A 14,717-nucleotide genomic window follows, 5' to 3' on the forward strand; every position below is an offset into this window, starting at 1 on the left:
CGGGCAAGTTCCCCGCGGAGCGGTCGTCGACCTTCCCGGGCGGGGAAGTACCCATGTGTTCGACTCGGGACCTTGTGACGGGCCGACCTACGTGCTCTTACACTCGCTCGCCTGCACTGGACTGATGACGTGGTATCCCGCACTGGGGATGGTCCGCGAGTTCGGCCGGGTGGTGGTCTTTGATCAGCGATGCCACGGCCAAGGCATCTCGCCGCCACGGATGCTGTTGGAAGACTGCGCCGACGATGTCGCCGCATTGGCCGACGTCCTGGACATTCCGAGCTTCGTACCGGTCGGCTACTCCATGGGGTCGTTGATCGCCCAATTGGTGTGGAAGCGCCATCGCGAGCGGATCGACGGACTCGTGCTGAGTGCTGCCGTGGCGGCAGTCAGCCGCGCCCCATACGAGCGCCTCGCCACTGGGGTGTTCGCAGCACTCATCGAGACCCTTAGCCCCCCGCCGCGCCGCTGCGAGCCCGCCCGGCCGGTGATGAACGGATACTTGCCCGACCATCAATGGGTCCTCAATCAGCTTTGCGCCACTTCGCCGGGAGGCATTGCTCGCGCTATCGCTGAAGTTGTTCGGTTCGATTCGACGACGTGGGTCGGAGACATCGACGTACCGACAGCGGTGGTGGTGACCATGCAGGACCGGGCCCTCGGAGTCCAGCGGCAGAAGTGGCTGGCCGATCGGATACCGGAAGCCGAGATGGTGGCGGTGAACGCCGGCCACGCCGGATGCACCTTACAACCGGCCGCGTTCGTCCCGGCTCTGCGACGGGCCATCGAATCGGTACACCTACGGCTGCCGCCGTCGCACCGGCTGAAACGAGCGGCCGAGTAATCAAGGCGCCCCGACTGTCACTGGGAGGAGTGGCCAGTGAAACGACTCAGTGGGTGGGATCTGCTCCTGCTGTCCAGTGAGACGCACAACGTCCACCAGCACACCCTGAAGGTGGCGGTCGTCGACACCGCACGATTCGAGGGCGAGCCGACGTTCGAGGCGTTCCGTGAGGTGTTCCACAGCCGCCTGCCGGTCCTGGATCCCCTGCGCTTCCAGCTCGTCGAAATGCCCTGGCGGCTGCATCGTCCGGTGTGGCGGGAGCATGTCGACGTTGACCTCGGTTACCATCTGCGGCCGGTCCGCGTGCCGCCGCCGGGTGGCCGTCGAGAACTCGACGCGCTGATCGGCCATATCGCCGGCACGCCGCTGGATCGCCGATATCCGTTGTGGCAGCTGTATTTTGCCCAAGGTATGGCGGGCGACAAGATCGCGGTGATCGGGAAAGTTCATCACGTCCTGGCCGACGGTGTGGCTTCGGCTAACCTCATGGCGCGTGCAATGGAGTGGCCGGGCTCCCGACCACCCGAGTGCCAGCCCCTCACATGGGATCCCGCGCCGACGACTACGGAACTGGTCAAATTCGCGATGCGCGACTACGCGATTCGGATCGGCAAGTTTCCGTCTGCAATCGGACATGCAGTGGTCGGCGTGTACCGGCTGCAGAGGCGCGCGCTGCGACGCCATCAAAATCCTGACCTAGCTACCCGGTTCAATCCGCCGCTCACATTCCTCAACCACAAACTATCGCCGGGAAGGACTTTCGCCAGTGCCGCGCTTCCCCTTGCCGACGTCAAGGCCATTGCCAAGAAGATCGACGCGACCATCAACGATGCCGTGCTGGCGATCGTCACCGGCGCCCTGCGTCGACTGGTGTTGAGCTATGGCGAGTCCCCCGACCGTGCGCTCATCGGCTCGGTGCCCGTCGCCACAGACGTTTCGCCGGACCGGATAAGCGGCAACGCGCTGGCCACGATGTTGGTGTCGCTGCCCGTGCAGACGCACGATCCGATGGAGCGACTCCGATTGATCCGGACTTCGGCGCATATCGCGAAAGAAGATCATCAGCTGCTCGGTCCGACTCTGGTAGGTCAATGGTTGGAATTTATCCCGGCAGTAGTCACGCGCACGGTGTTCCGGTGGATGTCCCGACGGGAGGCGCCCAACCAACTGTTCAACGTGATCGTCTCGAATGTTCCTGGGCCCCGGGAACGGGGCAGAATCGCCGGTGCAGTCGTGACCGAAATTTATTCCGTGGGGCCTCTTGCCGCCGGCGCTGCGTTGAATGTGACGGTATGGAGCTATGTCGACCAGTTGAACGTTTCGGTGCTCGCCGATGACAGCACATTCCGCGACACCCACGAGGTAACCGACGCCCTTCTGGCCGCGTTCACCGAGTTGCGCGACGCAGCGGGCTTTACCCAAACAACAGAAATTCCCGACGTTATGCCGCAAGCCCGCTGACTTCGTCACGCCTTTCAGGGCCGCGTGGTGATGGTCAATGTCTCTCCGGCTCGTCTTGAGCTGCTCAGCCGCCAACCACTGCAACGGATGGCGCGGGACACGCCCGCCAGCCACATCGGATGGGTCGCCGGCGGCGGACAGGTGCGACAGCGGACGGCGGCCTTCACGGCGTCTATCTTGGTCCCCGATGTCCCGGCTAATTTTGCCTCGCGGTGCGAATCGTTGCAGTTCAGCACCCAATTTTTCGCGTCGGGCTGACAGGATAAGAACCTGCGACCACTTGACCCCAGCAATATGCCGAGTCCGCGATCTCAGCGCCTAACCACCGGCCAAACACCCAGCACTGGGCGACCGGTATTTGGTGTTACCGCCAGTCTCATCGGGCTCCATTGTGACGCTCCCCGAGGATCGGCGGTCGCGCGCGTCGCCACGCCCGCCTCGCAACCCAGGCATTCGGACTGCGAGCGGGCCGACCTCGGCTGTCGACAGTTGAGCATGCCTGTGGCAAAAGGGACAAAAGATACTGAGGTGAGAGGCGAGGCTGTTGTTAAGTCAAGTGACAGCTGATGTCCAGCCGCTGGAAACGACTGGGACAAGCAACATTTCAAGACTGCAGAGGTCGGATTCGAGGAAGCATCCGGCTCCCCCCTCGAAAGGAATTGAAAATGAACGCATCTCATGTTCGCCACCGCCGCGTGGCACGGATGGCTGTAGTTGCAGCCGCGGCTGCGATGAGTGCACTGGCTGTCATGCCGGGTGTCGCGAACGGGGACACCCCGAGTAGTCGGCCGACCCCTGATAAGCCCTGCGGCGTCGCTCAGAAAGCCGCCAACACCAAGTACGAGCATGTGGTGTGGATCGTGATGGAGAACAAGAGCTTTGCGCAGGTGAATGGTTCTGCCGATGCTCCTTACATCAACAAGCTCGCCGGGTTATGCGGAGAGGCAACAAACTACAACGCGATCACCAATCCCAGCCTGCCCAACTACATCGCCATGACATCTGGTTCCCCCCAGGGAGTCACCGACGATGCGGACCCGCCGGCACACCCGCTCAACGTCGATAGCATCTTCTCCCAACTCGGCGGCGATTGGCGGGCACTCAACGAGTCGATGAAGACCAACTGCGGGCAGCACACCGACGGCAAGTACGCGCCTAAGCACAACCCGGCGGCGTACTACGTCGAGAAGAACTTCTCGACGTTGTGCCAGCAGAAGGACATCCCGTTTGACAACACAGCCTCCACACCGGACCTCAGCGGAAAGTTCACCTTCATCACCCCGGACCTGTGCGACGACATGCACGACAACTGCGCCGGCACCGGCGTGCCTGGTGAGCTGCAGACCGGAGACAAGTACGTGTCTACCCTGATCCCGCAGCTGATCAACAGCACCGAATACCAGTCGGGTAACACCGCCATTGTCCTGACCTGGGACGAGGGAGGCGCCGGAAGCAACCAGGTCCTCACCGAGGTGATCGCCCCGACGGTGGTCCCGGGCACGAAAGCAAGCGACGCCTTCACGCATTACTCGCTGCTTCGCACGACCGAAGACATGCTCGGCCTTCCGCCGCTCGGCGAAGCGACAAAGGCGGCCAGCATGCGCAACGCGTTCAGCATCTGATCCCGACATATCGCGCAGCGGTGGGGTGGTGAAACCCGTCCCACCGCGCGCGAACACCGGTCATCGGCTCGTCCGGCTGCTCGGGTGGCGTCAGTGCGCTCGCGGCCTCCGCTTCGTCAATTCGTCCCCGGGCGAAGCGCGTCAGCTCGCCGCGCAGTTGATCGCCGGAGGCTCGAGAAGATCGCCCGGCATGTTGGCGCCGACGTACGTATTCAGTCCGTAGTGGGAGCCGGATAAGGACAAGCGCACGTCGTTTCCAGGGGATCGGCCCCCACCCGCGCTCCCTTGGTCGCGGGTCGAATCCCGTTTAGCGGCGATCCATACGAGGAATGCGTTCAAGAGCGTCGACGCTGAGGTTGGTCACGTCTTGGGTCGGCGTGAGGTGTTCGCCGGGGTGACCCTGGAAGTTCAGCAGCGAGCCTGGCCCGCCGAACGCCGTCCCGCCCCGTCAGGCGCGTGGGGGTTAGGCGCCTGACGGGGCCCCCTAGGCGCCCGACCCGTGAGCGCCTGACCGGAAAGGGGCCCGGGAGGCATATTTTCTCATGCGTCAATAGTTGGTACTAACCACTTCTCGCGCGTCTCTAACCTGTGTTGCATCAGAAAACATCCACGATCGGGTAGTCGGTGCCCTTGCGTCCCAGGCATGAGCAATGCAGCGCCCCGGGCCCCTCGACCGCCGCTAATAAGTTCCGCGAAGTCGCCAGGACCACCGAGAACCCGACGATCAAGCTCCTGGCCGAAGGACTAACCGCGCTCACGGAAGGCCCTTCGAGAGTCGGATAACAAGCTGGACGAGGTGAAACAGCAGGTGCAATCGAGCACTGTCGATTGCACGCCCCCGCCGCCGATTAACTCTGCCGAGGGTGGCGGACACGGTTGGGTGTCTAGGCCGCGGTGCAGTTTGGAATGAGCACCCCAGAGGTATCCACCGCACAGCCCCACTCCGGGCCATAAGCCACCACGAACCGAAGGAGGCCGAGCATGGGCGCCGAGGACAAAGCCAGCAACAAAATCGAGGACCTAGGCGGCAAAGCTAAAGAGGGCCTCGGCAAGTTGACAGGCGACAAGGACACCCAGAACGAGGGGAAGGTCGACCAGTCAAAATCGAGCCTGAAGGACGCTGGCGAAAAGGTCAAAGACGCCTTGAAAGGCGATTAAGCAGCCGCGTTCCGCGGCAACCAGCCCGACAGGGGAGAAATGGCTGACCTCAAAGAGCTAGCCGACCAAGCCGCCGAAGAATTGCTCACAGCGATACGAGAACAGGCGCGAAAGGCGAGCGACTTAGAGTTGCTTCACCTTGCGGAGGCGTATTCGATGGTCGTTTCAACTGAAGTCAGCACAAGGCTGGCGGACGAGAACGCATCCGCCCAGGCGGAGATCGAGGCGGCGTATGACTACGCGTCCGGAAGCGGAGCGTCTATATCGTCGATTTCATCCGTCCCACCGGAATAGGTACCCCCAAGGCGACCTGACGGGTCCGTACAAATATGCAAACTGTGCCGTTCCACGCGCCATGACAGAACCGCCGATATGTTAGCGGTTCTTCGTCTGGTTCTGTCGACGCTGCGGGCGGTTTGGGCTGGCGACTGCCCGGGTCCGCCGGGGGGCGCCCGTCTGTTCTATGTGGGCTTGGCCGTGTGGTTCTGCACCGACAAAACCAGATCCTGTAGTTCAGAATCATCCTCCAGGTCAACAACTTTCAGGCCCAGCTGTATGCGGGGGTTGTCCGCCAGGTGACGTCGCGAGGGTGAAGGAGATCCAGATGAAAGTCCCGATACAGGCGGCAGCGTTACTGATGGCGATACTGGGCCTGATGGTCGGTGCATCAGCGCTGGCCTCAGCTATTCCTGACTCCCAAGGCGACGCGACCTATCTGGGGTTGCTCGACGAGAACGGGGTGTCTCACCCCAATCCTCAGGCGATGGTCGGTTTCGCTCATGACCTCATAGACGAACTGAGCGCCTCTCCGCAGGGCGACGCCAGTGTCGCCTCCATAGTCAGCACCGGCGAGGAGCGGTTTTCCCAGCACGACATGGGCGTGATCATCGGCGCCGCAGTCGTCGCCTACCGACCCTCCCTGATCCCTGTGGTTCAGCACTGGGCGGACAGCGCCGCTGGCTTCCCCTGTGGGGCGGCAGCTCAAGGTGTGCTGCGATGAGCAGTGCCCGCTGGCCGGACTGCCGCGGAAACGACAAAACCCGCTCCGATACTGTTCAGACCGGGTTTTCCACTGTCGGGCTGACAGGATTTGAACCTGCGACCACTTGACCCCCAGTCAAGTGCGCTACCAAACTGCGCCACAGCCCGTGGCGCCGCCAGGATCGCCGGCGGCAGGTCGAAAGCCTACCGCAGCGAGACGTCACAATCCCAACCGCCACGAGTGGGTACCTCCACGTCGTGAGCAGTAGCGATACCACCCCGTTGTGGCTGTTCGCCGATCAACTCGGCCCCGCGGTCCACGGCGGCGAACACGTCAACCGCGAGATTCTCCTGATCGAGGCGACCTCGGCCCTGCGGCGGCGCCGCTACCACCGCCAGAAACTGCACCTCGTGCTGTCCGCGCTGCGGCACGCCGCCCGCGACCTCGGCGATCGCGCCACTCTTATCCAGACCGATACCTACACCGATGCGATCGAACGCTTCGGGCGACCGGTCCTGGTGCATCAGCCCACCTCACATGCCGCCGACAAGTTCGTTCACCGCCTTGCAGACCGCGGACTCGTCGCCGACGTTCTGCCCACCCCGACCTTCGCTCTGCCACGCGCCGAGTTCGCGGATTGGGCAGGCACCCGCACCCGCTTCCGGATGGAAGACTTCTACCGCGACCAACGCCGCCGCTTCGGCGTGCTGATGGATGCCTCGGAACCTGTTGGTGGCCAATGGAATTACGATGCGGCCAATCGCGAGCCGCCGCCAAGGAAGCAACCCACACTTGGTGTTCCGGGACCCTATCGACCCCGTGAGGACGACATCGACGAACAGGTCCGCCATGACCTCGACCGCATGGACCTCGACACCGTCGGCGTCGACGGGCCACGGCTGTTCGCCGTTACCCCCGCTGAGGCGCGCCGCGCGCTCACCCGATTCATCGACCATCGCCTGCCATACTTCGGCCAATACGAGGACGCCATCATGGGGCAGGACTGGGCGATGTCACATTCACTGCTGTCCGTACCGCTGAACCTGGGTGTGCTGCATCCCCTCGACGCCGTGCACGCCGCCGAGAACGCCTACCGCCAGCACAAGGCCCCGCTCGCCGCAGTCGAAGGGTTCATCCGCCAGATCCTCGGCTGGCGCGAGTACATGTGGCATCTGTACTGGCATTTCGGCCCGGACTACCTCCGCTACAACGAACTGCAGGCACGAACCAAGCTGCCGCAGTGGTGGGCCGAACTCGACGCCGACGCCGTCACCGCCGAATGTCTCCGGCATGCCTTGATGGGCGTTCGTGACCGCGGCTGGACCCACCACATCCAGCGCCTGATGGTGCTGGGCAACCACGCGCTGCAGCGCGGCTACCGCCCCAACGACCTCGCCGAGTGGTTCGCCACCGCCTACGTCGACGGCTTCCGGTGGGTCATGCCCACCAACGTCATCGGGATGAGCCAACACGCGGACGGCGGCAAACTCGCCACCAAGCCGTACGCCGCCGGCGGCGCGTACATCAACAAGATGAGCGACCACTGCGGCGATTGCGCCTTCGACCCGAAGAAGCGCCTCGGCGACGACGCCTGCCCATTCACCGCTGGCTACTGGGCCTTCGTGCACCGCCACAAGGACCGTCTTGCCCGCAACAACCGCACCCAGCGCGCCGTGTCATCGATGGAACGACTGCCCGACCTCGAAGCGGTCCTGGAACAAGAGGCGTCGCGGCGCAAGTACTAAATGCTGACCAGGCGATAGAGGCCGATCGCACCGACCATCACGATCGCGGTGCGCAGCGCCGCAGGCGACAGCCGTCGCCCGTAATGCGCACCGAGGAAACCGCCGAGCAGTGAGCCCGCCGCGATCAATCCCGCTGCCAGCCAACTGATTCGACCGAAGGCGACGACGATGTATGCCACCGCGGCCACGATGTTCACCAACAGTGACAGCAGATTCTTTGCGGCGTTCATCCGCTGCATGTCCTCGGGCAGCAGCGCACTCATCGCCGCGATCAGCATGATGCCCTGCGCCGCCGTGAAGTATCCACCGTAGATCCCAATCGCGAACGTGCCGAACACCAGTGCCGCCATCCGCCCTCGGCTTACGTGTTCTGGAGACTGTCCCGATAGCTCGGACCGCCGCCGTGCCCACTCCTGGATCTTCGGCCCGATGACCACTAGTCCGAGGGCGAGCACCAACAAGACCGGCACGACACGTTCGAACACCTTCTCCGGAAGATGCAGCAGCAGCCACGAGCCCAACAGCGCGCCGACCAACGACGCCGGGATCTGCCAGCGCAGCCGGTGCCATTGCCCGCGAAGTTCGCGGCGATAGCCCCAGGTGCCCGATACGCCACCGGCCACCAGGCCGACGGCATTCGACATCGTCGCGGTCACCGGCGGATAGCCGAGCGCTACCAGGGTCGGAAAGGTGATCAACGTGCCCGAACCGACGATCGCGTTGATCGCTCCCGCCCCGACGCCCGCCAGGGCGATCAGGATCATGTGCGAGATGGGCATTTGCCCAACCCTATCGAGACTTTGCGCCTCTCTTTTCCCGCACCCGCACGTTGATCCGGATCGGGCTGCCCTCGAACCCGAATGTCTCGCGTAATCGCCGCTCAAGGAAGCGCCGATAGCCGGCCTCGAGAAAACCTGTGGTGAACAACACAAACGTGGGCGGCCGCGCAGTGGCTTGTGTGGCGAACAAGATCCGCGGTTGCTTGCCGCCGCGCACCGGTGGCGGGGTGGCCGCCACCACCTCCTTGAAGAAGGTGTTCAGCCGCCCGGTCGGCACCCGGGTGTCCCACGACGCCAGCGACGTCTCCAGCGCAGGCACGAGCTTCTGCACCGCGCGGCCGGTCTTGGCCGAGATGTTGACCCGCGGCGCCCACTGCAACTGTGCAAGTTGCAGGTCGATCTCGCGATTCAGCAGATACCGCCGATCCTCGTCGACCAGGTCCCACTTGTTGAACGCCAGCACCAGCGCCCGGCCCGCCTCGATCACCATCGACAGCACCCGCTGGTCCTGCTCGGTCAGCGGCTGCGACGCGTCGATCAACACGATCGCGACCTCGGCGGCGTCGATGGCGCCGTGCGTGCGCACCGACGCGTAGAACTCGTGCCCGCTGGCCTGACCGACCTTACGCCGCAAGCCCGCTGTGTCGACGAAACGCCAGAGTTTGCCGTCCATTTCGATCAGCGAGTCGACCGGGTCGACCGTCGTGCCCGCCACGTCGTGTACCACCGACCGTTGGTCCCCGGCCAGCCGGTTCAACAGTGAACTCTTGCCGACATTCGGCTTGCCGATCAACGCGACTCGGCGCGGCCCTCCCCCGCCCGACGCCATTTCCGAGACGGCGGGCAGCGATTCGGTCACCTTGTCCAGCAGATCGGCAACCCCGCGGCCGTGCATCGCGCTGACCGGATGCGGCTCGCCCAGCCCGAGCGACCACAACTCCGCCGCGTCGGCCTCACCGCGTTCGGTGTCAACCTTGTTGGCCGCCAAGAAAACTGGCTTGCCCGAACGTTGCAGCAGCCGCGCCGCCGCCTCGTCGGCCGTCGTCGCCCCGACCGTCGAGTCGACGACGAAGACGATCGCGTCTGCCGTGCGCATGGCCACCGAGGCCTGTTCGGCCACCAACTGCTGCAGGCCCTTGGCGTCCGGTTCCCATCCGCCGGTGTCCTGTACGACGAACCGTCTGCCGCTCCACAGCGCGTCGTAGGACACGCGGTCACGGGTCACCCCAGGCACGTCTTGCACGACGGCCTCGCGACGGCCCAAGATGCGGTTCACCAACGTCGACTTGCCGACGTTCGGGCGACCGACGACCGCGACCACCGGTGGCGGCGCCGCGGCCTCCTCGATCGCTTCTGCGACCTCCTCTGCGCCCAACTCCCAATCGGTTTCGTCGCTCCAGGTGCCGTCGCTCATCGCGGCGCCCCGACCCGCTGCTTCACCAGGTCCAGCAGATAGGCCACCACTTCAGATTCGGTCATCTCGCTGGTGTCGACGACGAGCGCGTCGGCGGCGGCTCGTAGCGGCGATACTGGTCGCGTCGAGTCCAGATGATCGCGGCGTTTGACGTCTGCCAGCACGGCCTCGTAGTCGTCGGGAAGGCCGGCGGCGATGTTCTGGTCGTTGCGCCGCCGTGCGCGTTCCTCCGCCGACGCGGTGAGGAAGATCTTGATGTCGGCGTCGGGGAGCACCACCGTGCCGATATCGCGCCCCTCGACGACGACGCTGCCCTGACCGGCCGCCAGTTTTCGCTGCAACTCGACCAGTCGGACCCGCACCGAGGGCACCGCGGACACCGCAGACACCGCCTTGGTGACCTCGTCTCCTCGGATCTCGGCTGAAACGTCTTCTCCCGCAAGGTAGGAGCGGTCCTCGTCTGGGTTGTAGCCGACGCCGAGGTCGACGGTGGCCGCGGCCGCGCCGATCGCGTCGTCGTCCTTCAGGTCCACTCCGGCCCGCAGCACCGCGAGCGTCACAATCCGGTACATTGCACCGGTGTCCAGGTAGCGGGCATCCAATGAACGGGCCAAACCCCGTGATACCGAAGACTTTCCGGTTCCCGCAGGCCCGTCGACCGCGATCACCAGCGTGGAGCTCACAGGCCCACCGCCTTGTACAACTCCCCTACCTCCTTGCGGCTCAGCACCCGGATGCTGCCCGGCCGCTGATCGCCCAAAGCCACCGAGCCGATGTCGGTGCGCACCAGTTCCAGCACCGGATGGCCGACCGCCGCCAGCATCCTTCGCACGATCCGCTTGCGGCCTTCATGCAACGTCACCCGCACCAGCGTTTTGCCGGGCACCTTGTCCACCAACGCGAAATCGTCGACCCGAGCCATGCCGTCCTCGAGTTCGATGCCTTCGCGCAACTTGTTGCCCAGACCCCGACGCACGGCCCCGTCGACCGTCGCCACGTACGTCTTGGGCACTTCGAACGACGGATGCATCAACCGGTGCGCCAACTCGCCGTCGTTCGTCAGCAGCATCAGTCCCTCGGTGTCGGCGTCGAGTCGGCCGACGTGGAACAGCTTCTTGTTGCCGCGTACCCGATGCTCGACCAGATCACCGATGCACGGCCTGCCCCGGTCGTCGCTCATCGTCGAATGCATGCCGCGCGGTTTGTTGATCGCCAGGTGTACCAACGTGTCGTCGAGCGTGACGCGGGCCCCGTCGACGCGGATCACCGAGACATCCGGATCGACCCTGGTGCCGAGTTCGGTGACGATTCTGTCGTCGACCTCGACCCTGCCGTCCAGGATCATCTTCTCGGCGACGCGGCGCGATGCAATTCCCGCCTGCGACAACACCTTCTGCAGGCGCACTCCTTCGGAGTCGGCCATCTCACTCCTGATCCACGTCGAACGGCGCGGCTTCGCCACCTGCGGGCACCCCACCGTTGAGTTTCATGAAACGTGGCTCTTCGCTGAGAGATTCGCTGAGATCGTCAATCACGTCCACGTCGGGTAGCAGCGGCGCGATGTCCGGCAGGTCGGTCAACGACGTCAAACCCAACCGCTCCAGGAACAGCTCGGTGGTCGCGAAGGTCGTCGCGCCCGTATCAGGGTCGACCCCCGCCTCGGTGATCAGTCCGCGCGCCAGTAGCGTGCGCATCACCGCGTCGACGTTGACACCCCGCACCGCGCTCACCCGCGCACGGGTAACCGGTTGGCGGTAGGCCACCACCGCCAGCGTTTCCAACGCCGCGCGGGTCAGCTTGGACCTGGCACCGTCGAGCAGCAGCCGCTCGACATACGGGGCGAACCGCGCCCTGGTGTACATCCGCCAGCCGCCGCCGGCTTCACGCAGGTCGATGCCGCTGTCCCTGGCCGTCAGTTCCTCGGCCATCAACTGAAGCTTTGCGGCGACCCGATACGCCGGCTGATCGGTCGCGGCGGCCAACTGATCGACCGTCACCGGGGTGTCGACCACCAACAGCAGCGCCTCCAGCGCCGCGCCCAGCTCGGAATCCTCCAGCTCGGGTGCGGTCGCGACGTCGATACCCAAGTCCAAATGGGTGGGGACGTCCACGGCAGCTTCGGTCGGCAAATCGTCAGTCATATTGGTCCACTTCCGCAGCCAGGTGTTCGTTGGTGGGCCGTTCGCCGGTCCACGAAATCTGGAGCACACCAAGCGGTTCTGGTTGCTCGAATGCTACCGCCCGCGCCCGGTAGAGCTCGAGCAGCGCCAGGAACCGACCCACGATCTCGATCGGCGCAGCACAGTCGGCCACCAGCTCGGAAAACGACGCCCACTGCCCGATGCCGCGGCCCTCCAGCAGGTGCATCAAGTTGCTCACCTGCGCCGGCACCGACACCACGACCTCGTGCAGGTGTTCGGTGCCCACTGTGGGCACCGGTCGCGGGGTGAACGCCGCCGCGGCGATCTGCGCGAAGCTCTCGGCGTCGACGCCCAGCATCACCTCGGGCAGCAGGTCCTCGTAGCGCTTCTCCAACGCCACCGCGCGCGGATAGCTGCGCAGCGCGGCAGCTTCCAGTTCGGCGAACATCTCCGCGACGTGTTTGAACGCGCGGTACTGCAGCAGCCGGGCGAACAGCAGATCGCGGACCTCCAGCAGTGCCAGGTCGTCCTCGTCGTGCACCTCACCGGCGGGTAGCAGTCGCGCCGCCTTGAGGTCCAGCAGGGTGGCCGCGACCACCAGGAACGCCGTCGTCTCCTCCAACTCCAGCTGCGGACCGATCGCCTTGGTGTAGGCGATGAAGTCGTCGGTGACCTGATGCAGCGCCACCTCGGTGACGTCGAGGCGGTGCGCGAAGATCAGCTGCAACAGCAGATCGAACGGCCCCTCGAAATTGCTCAGCCGGACCTGGAAACCGCTCTGCTGGTTCTGCTCCTCCGGTGCTGATTGAACGTCGTTCACGCGCCGAACCGGTCGATGACCTCGCGCGCCAACGACCGATATGCCTCGGCCCCACCGGATTTCGGCGCCCAGGTGGTGATCGGCTCGCCTGCGACACTGGTTTCGGGGAACCGGACCGTGCGGGTGATGACGGTGTCGAACACCAGATCGCCGAACCGCTCCAGCACCCGGGCCATCACTTCGCGGGAGTTGACGGTGCGGGGGTCGTAACGGGTGATCAGAATGCCGCTGATGGACAGCTTCGGGTTGAGCCGATCGTGCACCTTGTCGACCGTGTCGGTCAGCAGAGCGAGGCCGCGCAGCGAGAAGTACTCGCATTCGGTCGGGATGATGACGCCGTCGCTGCAGGCCAGCCCGTTGACGGTGAGCAGGCCCAGCGACGGCTGGCAGTCGATCAGCACATAGTCGTAGCGGTCGAGCACCGGATACAGCGCGCGAGCCAGCGACTGTTCGCGGCCGACCTCGTTGACCAACTGGATCTCGGCGGCCGACAAGTCGATGTTGCTAGGCACCAGGTCCATGCCCGGTACCCGGGTGTGGATCACGACGTTGTCGATCGACACCCGCGGTTCGACGAGCAGGTTGTGCACCGTTTGCTCGAGCTCGTAGTGCGGCACGCCCAGCCCCGCGGAGAGCGCTCCCTGCGGATCGAGGTCCACCAGCAGCACCCGCCGCCCGTATTCGGCCAGGCTGGCGCCCAGATTGATGGTCGACGTGGTCTTCCCGACGCCGCCCTTCTGGTTGCACATCGCGATGACCTTCGCCGGCCCGTGCACGTTCTTCGGCTTGGGCTCCGGAATGCTTCGTGGCAGCCGGCCGGTCAGGCCCAGTTCGGAGCCTCCTCCTTCGTCGGTCATAGCCGACCGCCGCTGGTCAGGCACGCAGAAGGCATTCCGAACATCCGGGCAAGTTTAACGGCAGGCGACTGCCTGGACTGGCAGACCCGCGGGCAACGTCGGGCGCAATCAACAGGTCCGCCCGAATAGGCTGGCGACGTGAGCCTCAAGCAGCGCGTACCGTTCCTGCGCTGGTCGTTCTGGCGGCTGGCGGTGGGAGCCCGCAACATCACCAAGACCGGCCAGATCGGTGACGGACGCGAAGTCGCCGCGGCCGACTACGTGGTCGCCAACGCACGCCAGGGCGACATCGACGACGTTATCGCCAAGGTCGACCAGTTCGCGTATGAGAAGTCGTTCCTGATCAACGTCGGCGACGAGAAGGGCGTGTTGCTCGACGCCGCGGTCCGCCGCGCCAACCCCGCCCTGGCGCTGGAGTTGGGTACCTACTGCGGCTACGGTTCGCTGCGGATCGCCCGCGCCGCGCCGACAGCCAAGGTGTTCTCCGTCGAGCTGTCGGCCGCGAACGCCGCGGTAGCGCAACGGATCTGGGCCCACGCAGGCGTGGCCGACCGGGTCACCTGCGTGGTGGGCACGATCGGCGACGGCGGGGTCACCCTCGACAAGCTGGCCACCGAACACGCGTTCGCTCCCGGAAAGCTGGACCTGTTGTTCATCGACCACGACAAGGCCGCCTATCTGCCCGACCTGCAGAGCATCCTCGACCGGGGCTGGCTGCACCGCGGATCGATCGTGGTCGCCGACAACATCCTGATTCCCGGTTCGCCGAAATACCGCGAGTTCATGAATCAGCAGCAGGGCAAGCTGTTCGACACCGTCGAACACAGGACGCACGGCGAGTACCAGTCGCTGGTTCCCGACGTCGTGCTGGAGTCGCAGTACCTAGTCGATTGA

Annotated in this window: 15 protein-coding genes and 1 tRNA gene; 8 read left to right on the plus strand and 8 right to left on the minus strand. The window is 64.8% G+C overall.

The window, feature by feature from the left end; all coding sequences use genetic code 11:
* The first annotated feature begins 55 nt into the window (after positions 1 to 55).
* The 6 genes from A5724_RS11820 to A5724_RS11850 all read left to right on the plus strand — a co-directional run bounded on the left by A5724_RS11820 (position 56) and on the right by A5724_RS11850 (position 6,085).
* Positions 56 to 844, plus strand: coding sequence for an alpha/beta fold hydrolase (locus tag A5724_RS11820; protein WP_369830624.1), 789 nt, complete (start codon positions 56 to 58; stop codon positions 842 to 844).
* Between the two features lie 36 nt (positions 845 to 880).
* Positions 881 to 2,305: a wax ester/triacylglycerol synthase family O-acyltransferase gene (locus A5724_RS11825; RefSeq protein ID WP_067801133.1), complete on the plus strand. Its 1,425-nt coding sequence runs from the start codon at positions 881 to 883 to the stop codon at positions 2,303 to 2,305.
* A 665-nt stretch (positions 2,306 to 2,970) separates the two neighbouring features.
* Entirely contained in the window at positions 2,971 to 3,927 is a 957-nt protein-coding gene (locus A5724_RS11835) for an alkaline phosphatase family protein (protein WP_197518619.1), read from the plus strand.
* A 981-nt stretch (positions 3,928 to 4,908) separates the two neighbouring features.
* Positions 4,909 to 5,085, plus strand: a complete 177-nt coding sequence (locus tag A5724_RS11840; RefSeq protein WP_067801140.1) for a CsbD family protein — start codon at positions 4,909 to 4,911, stop codon at positions 5,083 to 5,085.
* 39 nt (positions 5,086 to 5,124) lie between these two features.
* Positions 5,125 to 5,379: a hypothetical protein gene (locus tag A5724_RS11845; RefSeq protein WP_067801142.1), complete on the plus strand. Its 255-nt coding sequence runs from the start codon at positions 5,125 to 5,127 to the stop codon at positions 5,377 to 5,379.
* Between the two features lie 295 nt (positions 5,380 to 5,674).
* Entirely contained in the window at positions 5,675 to 6,085 is a 411-nt protein-coding gene (locus A5724_RS11850; RefSeq protein ID WP_067801144.1) for a DUF732 domain-containing protein, read from the plus strand.
* Between the two features lie 75 nt (positions 6,086 to 6,160).
* Here the strand turns inward: A5724_RS11850 and A5724_RS11855 are convergent.
* Positions 6,161 to 6,234: transfer RNA gene (locus A5724_RS11855), tRNA-Pro, on the minus strand.
* 90 nt (positions 6,235 to 6,324) lie between these two features.
* Here A5724_RS11855 and A5724_RS11860 point away from each other — a divergent pair.
* Positions 6,325 to 7,812: a cryptochrome/photolyase family protein gene (locus A5724_RS11860; RefSeq protein ID WP_197518620.1), complete on the plus strand. Its 1,488-nt coding sequence runs from the start codon at positions 6,325 to 6,327 to the stop codon at positions 7,810 to 7,812.
* Here the strand turns inward: A5724_RS11860 and A5724_RS11865 are convergent.
* Genes A5724_RS11865 through A5724_RS11895 form a run of 7 tightly spaced genes read right to left on the minus strand, consistent with a single transcriptional unit; the run spans position 7,809 to position 13,823 of the window.
* Positions 7,809 to 8,591, minus strand: coding sequence for a sulfite exporter TauE/SafE family protein (locus A5724_RS11865; RefSeq protein ID WP_067801150.1), 783 nt, complete (start codon positions 8,589 to 8,591; stop codon positions 7,809 to 7,811). The two genes, A5724_RS11860 and A5724_RS11865, sit on opposite strands and share 4 nt — an antisense overlap.
* 10 nt (positions 8,592 to 8,601) lie before the next feature.
* Positions 8,602 to 10,005, minus strand: a complete 1,404-nt coding sequence (gene der, locus A5724_RS11870; protein ID WP_067801153.1) for a ribosome biogenesis GTPase Der — start codon at positions 10,003 to 10,005, stop codon at positions 8,602 to 8,604.
* Positions 10,002 to 10,688, minus strand: coding sequence for a (d)CMP kinase (gene cmk / locus A5724_RS11875; RefSeq protein ID WP_067801156.1), 687 nt, complete (start codon positions 10,686 to 10,688; stop codon positions 10,002 to 10,004). The genes der and cmk overlap by 4 nt, the downstream gene beginning before the upstream one ends.
* The gene (locus tag A5724_RS11880) at positions 10,685 to 11,428 is read right to left on the minus strand and encodes a pseudouridine synthase (protein ID WP_067801158.1); all 744 of its coding nucleotides are present in this window, start codon (positions 11,426 to 11,428) and stop codon (positions 10,685 to 10,687) included. Before A5724_RS11880 ends, cmk begins: the two co-directional genes overlap by 4 nt.
* A 1-nt stretch (position 11,429) precedes the next feature.
* Entirely contained in the window at positions 11,430 to 12,146 is a 717-nt protein-coding gene (gene scpB, locus A5724_RS11885) for an SMC-Scp complex subunit ScpB (RefSeq protein ID WP_067801161.1), read from the minus strand.
* Positions 12,139 to 12,966 carry a segregation/condensation protein A gene (locus A5724_RS11890; RefSeq protein ID WP_067801163.1) on the minus strand — a complete coding sequence of 276 codons (828 nt, stop codon included), beginning with the start codon at positions 12,964 to 12,966 and terminating at the stop codon, positions 12,139 to 12,141. The genes scpB and A5724_RS11890 overlap by 8 nt, the downstream gene beginning before the upstream one ends.
* Positions 12,963 to 13,823 carry a ParA family protein gene (locus tag A5724_RS11895; protein WP_067801168.1) on the minus strand — a complete coding sequence of 287 codons (861 nt, stop codon included), beginning with the start codon at positions 13,821 to 13,823 and terminating at the stop codon, positions 12,963 to 12,965. The genes A5724_RS11890 and A5724_RS11895 overlap by 4 nt, the downstream gene beginning before the upstream one ends.
* Before the next feature lie 138 nt (positions 13,824 to 13,961).
* Between A5724_RS11895 and A5724_RS11900 the strand changes: the two genes are divergently transcribed.
* Positions 13,962 to 14,717 carry an O-methyltransferase gene (locus tag A5724_RS11900; RefSeq protein ID WP_067801171.1) on the plus strand — a complete coding sequence of 252 codons (756 nt, stop codon included), beginning with the start codon at positions 13,962 to 13,964 and terminating at the stop codon, positions 14,715 to 14,717.

The organism is Mycobacterium sp. ACS1612 (assembly GCF_001667505.1).
GTDB lineage: Bacteria > Actinomycetota > Actinomycetes > Mycobacteriales > Mycobacteriaceae > Mycobacterium.

What these genes read in the sequence shown, in the direction of transcription:
- A5724_RS11835 (WP_197518619.1), top strand. Translation starts at nt 2,971, where the DNA reads ATGAACGCATCTCATGTTCGCCACCGCCGCGTGGCACGGATGGCTGTA.
- A5724_RS11840 (WP_067801140.1), top strand. Translation starts at nt 4,909, where the DNA reads ATGGGCGCCGAGGACAAAGCCAGCAACAAAATCGAGGACCTAGGCGGC.
- A5724_RS11845 (WP_067801142.1), top strand. Translation starts at nt 5,125, where the DNA reads ATGGCTGACCTCAAAGAGCTAGCCGACCAAGCCGCCGAAGAATTGCTC.
- A5724_RS11865 (WP_067801150.1), bottom strand. Translation starts at nt 8,591, where the DNA reads ATGCCCATCTCGCACATGATCCTGATCGCCCTGGCGGGCGTCGGGGCG.
- der (WP_067801153.1), bottom strand. Translation starts at nt 10,005, where the DNA reads ATGAGCGACGGCACCTGGAGCGACGAAACCGATTGGGAGTTGGGCGCA.
- A5724_RS11880 (WP_067801158.1), bottom strand. Translation starts at nt 11,428, where the DNA reads ATGGCCGACTCCGAAGGAGTGCGCCTGCAGAAGGTGTTGTCGCAGGCG.
- scpB (WP_067801161.1), bottom strand. Translation starts at nt 12,146, where the DNA reads ATGACTGACGATTTGCCGACCGAAGCTGCCGTGGACGTCCCCACCCAT.
- A5724_RS11895 (WP_067801168.1), bottom strand. Translation starts at nt 13,823, where the DNA reads ATGACCGACGAAGGAGGAGGCTCCGAACTGGGCCTGACCGGCCGGCTG.